The organism is Stenotrophomonas sp. 2YAF22 (assembly GCF_052114665.1).
Lineage (GTDB): Bacteria > Pseudomonadota > Gammaproteobacteria > Xanthomonadales > Xanthomonadaceae > Stenotrophomonas > Stenotrophomonas indicatrix.
On record NZ_JBFRFE010000483.1, the window covers coordinates 1 to 3382 of the forward strand.

3 protein-coding genes are annotated in these 3382 nt (G+C 65.7%); 2 read left to right on the top strand and 1 reads right to left on the bottom strand.

What is annotated here, in order from left to right:
- On the top strand, positions 1 to 1340 hold a 1340-nt coding region (aceK, locus tag AB4Y84_RS16840), incomplete at its 5' end, for a bifunctional isocitrate dehydrogenase kinase/phosphatase (RefSeq protein WP_442250490.1).
- A 65-nt stretch (positions 1341 to 1405) separates the two neighbouring features.
- A complete protein-coding gene (locus AB4Y84_RS16845) occupies positions 1406 to 2281 on the top strand; it encodes an energy transducer TonB (protein WP_442244481.1) in 876 nt (291 codons plus the stop codon).
- Between the two features lie 58 nt (positions 2282 to 2339).
- On the opposite strand, the gene AB4Y84_RS16850 is transcribed toward AB4Y84_RS16845, so the two are convergent.
- Positions 2340 to 3382, bottom strand: a 1043-nt coding sequence (locus tag AB4Y84_RS16850; RefSeq protein WP_442250491.1) for a sensor domain-containing diguanylate cyclase, incomplete at its 5' end; no start/stop codon positions are given.

Here is a 3382-nt window from a genome sequence, read left to right on the forward strand (position 1 = left end):
GCCAGCACCCGTTGCAGCGCCTCTACCATCCGGTGGCGCGGCACACCTACGCGGTATCGCCGACGCGGCCGGTAGAGGCGCTGCAACGGGTGCTGGCCGACTACCGCTTCGGTGTTCCGTATGCGCACCAGCTGCGCTGTGCCGCCGCCATCGCCGTGCGCCTGCAGGACGATCTGGCGCACTGGGGCGACACGCCGGTACGCAGCATCGAACTGCTCGATACCGTGTTCTACCGCGAGCGTCGCGCCTATCTGGTCGGGCGCGTGTTCGGCGAGCACCGCTTCTCGCCGTGCGTGATCGCGCTGGTCAACGACGACCGGGGCCTGCGCGCCGATGCCGTGCTGACCCGGCGTCGCGATGTGGCCCATCTGTTCGGCGTGTCTCGCAGCTATTTCCAGGCCGACCTGGGCACGGTTGGCGATGCGGTGGTGTTCCTGCGCAGCCTGCTGCCGGGCAAGCCGATCGACGAGATCTATACCGTGCTCGGACGCGCCAAACAGGGCAAGACCGAGCGCTACCGGACGTTCTTCCGTCACTTCAATGAATACCCGAATGAGCGTCTGGCGCATGCCGAAGGCACGCCGGGCATGGTCATGGCGGTGTTCACCCTGCCCAGCTACCCGCTGGTGTTCAAGCTGATCCGCGATCGTTTCGCCTGGCCCAAGACGATGTCGCGGCAGCAGGTGGAGGAAAAGTACGCCCTGGTGTTCAACCTCGACCGCGTCGGTCGCCTGCTTGACGCACAGCCCTACCGGCACCTGCGTTTCCCGCGCGAACGCTTTGCCCCGGCGTTGCTGGAAGAGCTGCTGCAGCAGTGCGCGCAGAGCGTGCGCGTGGATGGCGACGAGGTGGAGATCGCGTTGTGCTACGTGCAGCGTCGCTTCCGGCCACTGAATCTCTATCTGCGCGAACAGGCTGGAGAGGCCGTGCGCGCAGCGGTACTCGACTACGCGCAGGCGATCACCGACATGGCGCGCAACAATATCTTTCCCGGTGACATGCTGCCGAAGAACTTCGGYGTGTCGCGTCACGGCCGTGCCGTGTTCTACGACTACGACGAGTTGTGCCTGGTCAGCGACTGCGTATTCCGGGCCTGGCCCAAGCCAAACTCCGCAGAGGAAGCGATGGCCGATGAGCCTTGGTTCCATGTCGGTCCGCGTGACGTCTTCCCCGAGCGGTTTGGGCCGTTCATGGGCTTGCCGGCGCAGGAACTGGCAGCGGTGCGCGAGCACTATCGCCATCTGTTCGATCCCGCCTGGTGGCAGGGACTGCAGGCGCGCTTTGCGGCGGGCGATTATCCGGACACGCCACCGTACTCGGCTGCGCAGCGGTTGGCGTGATTGGTCGCGCCGACGGCGAGGAACTCGGGTAATCTCGGTGCTTTCATCACCAAGGATCGGCAATGATGCGTTCTTCTCTTTTCCTGGCACTGGCCCTTGCGGTGTCTGGCGGTGGCGCCCTGATCGATACCGCCGATGCGCAGACCGCGCGCGAGGTACGCAGGCAGGCCGAGGCCAGCATGACCCTCAGCGGGGTCATCGACATCGGCCGCGAAGGCCAGGTTGAAGGGTTCCAGCTCGATCACCGCGAGAAGGTTGATGCTGGCGTAGCGGGGTTCGTCGACAAGGCGGTGCAGAGCTGGCGATTTGAGCCGACGCTGGTCGACGGCAAGCCGATGCCTGCCCGTACTACCGTCCACCTGCGTCTGATTGCCGGCAACATGGAGGGCAACAGCATGCAGGTACGGGTGGTTGATGCGCGCTTCGGCAAGCTCGGCGGATCCAGTGCGCCGAGCACCGATGACGTCACCGCAGCGAAGACGCGCGCACCGGTCTACCCACCACAGGCGGCATCGATCCGCGGGCAGGGCACTGTCATGCTTCTGGTCAAGGTGGGGCGTGATGGCAAGGTAGCTGACGTAATTGCCGAGCAGACCAACCTGACCGTGGTCGGTCCCGAGCGTACGATGAACCAGCTGCGCGACGTGCTTGCCAAGGCCAGTGTCAGGAGCGCCCGCGAATGGACCTTCAACCCGCCCACTACCGGCGAGGACAAGGACCGGGACTTCTGGACCGTGCGCGTGCCGGTCAATTATTTCTTCGACAAGCAGAGCGAGCGTTACGGCCGCTGGACCGCGTACATTCCCGGTCCGCGCCAGCAGGCGCCGTGGAAGACCGGTGAGGAAACCCAGATCGCCGGAACCGATCTGCTGCCCGAAGGCGGTGTGTACATGGTGGGTCGTGCGCAGGAAGGCCCGCGCCTGCTGACCCCGCTGGGATGATGCGTGATTGCGGGATGCACCGGGCCTGCCCCGGCGCATCCCGCTGGAATCGATGTGCTCAATCGGCGTGCGGGTACACCACCACCCGGTTGCGGCCCTGTTCCTTGGCCAGGTACAGGGCCTTGTCGGCCAAGCGCAGCGCCTGTTCCGGATCGGTATGGAAACTGGGGAAGTGGGCCACTCCCAGTGACACGGTGATGGTGCCCACCGGAGCGAACGGTTCGTCGGCGATGGCCTGGCGCAGGCGCTCGCCGGTCTGCCGGGCCGCTTCGATGCCAACGCCCGGCAGCAGCACCAGGAACTCCTCGCCACCGGCGCGGCACAGCACATCGGTCTCGCGCGAATGGCGGCGCATCTGTTCGGCGATATGCACGATGGCCGCATCGCCGACGTCGTGACCGTGGCTGTCGTTGATCGACTTGAAGCGGTCGATATCCAGCGTCAGGATCGCAAACGGCAGGCCCTGCGCCTGCAGCGCGTCGAGCGCCTGCTGCAGCCCGCGACGGTTGAGCAGGCCGGTCAGCGGATCGGTACGGCTGGCGCGGTTGAGCGTGCCGATGCGGTCCTGCAGCGCATTGAAGCTGTACAGCACGGCCTGTTTCAGCTGCGCCACTTCGAAGTACCAGGCGCGGATGCCATTGACGTGGCTGATCGCATTGCCGGTGTCTTCGCCGTCCTGCACGTTGCGCGCCAGCTGCCACAGCGGCAGCGAAATGCGGCGGGCGAACCACCAGGTGATCAGCAGCGACAACACGCCCAGCGGAATGGCATTCCAGATCACCGCCGACATCAGGCGTGACAGTGGCTGCAGCGTCGCCTCGGTCGGGCGCTGCGCGACGATGCCCCAGCCGGTTGCCGCCACGGGCGCGTAACCGGCCAGCATCGCCACCTGGTGGTTGTTGCGCACCTGCTGCGCACCGCGCTGGCCGCGCATCACTTCCCTCACCGCCGGGTTGTTCAATGCGTAGGTGCCCACTTCCTTGGGGTTGTTGTGATAGATCAGACGGCCATGGCGGTCCACCACGTACAGGTAGGAACCATCGCGGTAATAGTGCGTACCCAGCAGCGTATTGAGTGCACTGCGCTGGCGCAGGTACAGGG

What these genes read in the sequence shown, in the direction of transcription:
- AB4Y84_RS16845 (WP_442244481.1), top strand. Translation starts at nt 1,406, where the DNA reads ATGCGTTCTTCTCTTTTCCTGGCACTGGCCCTTGCGGTGTCTGGCGGT.